This is a genomic window from Nocardioides humilatus (assembly GCF_008373755.1).
Taxonomy (GTDB): domain Bacteria; phylum Actinomycetota; class Actinomycetes; order Propionibacteriales; family Nocardioidaceae; genus Nocardioides; species Nocardioides humilatus.
The window spans coordinates 1-410 of the sequence record NZ_VUJV01000223.1; the positions used below are offsets into that span (position 1 = coordinate 1).

General features: G+C 41.7%; 1 protein-coding gene. It reads right to left on the bottom strand.

All coding sequences use genetic code 11. The annotated features are described in order from the left end of the window. A partial coding sequence (locus tag F0U44_RS24520; protein ID WP_149730659.1) for a PCI domain-containing protein occupies positions 1-410 on the bottom strand: 410 nt, incomplete at both ends.

Here is a 410-nt window from a genome sequence, read left to right on the forward strand (position 1 = left end):
GTCAACAACCTTGCTCATATGATGGATGGTTTCTAAAACTGTTTCATAAGTCTTATCTAAGGGGGATTCATCAAAAACTATCAGCACTCCTTCTCCTTGATCTAAAATTCCATTCAGTTTCTTGTCCAAGATCATTTGAGAAAGTTTTTTCTCTACTTGAACAACGGGCAAGCGAATACAGCGAGCTACATGGTCCACCTGGACTCTCATGTAAGGTTCTACAATTCGGCACAAGTTCTGTTCTAACATAGTATCATACAAAGCACCAAGATGAGCTCTCACCACTGCGTCTTCTTCAAGCTCTGGTTTGTATGTTTTTAAGGCTGCTTGGAAGTCAGCTAATGATCTTTTATGAGAAGCTGTGGCTACGGCCCGCATCGCTTCTAATTCTTTCCCTGCATACTTGAGGG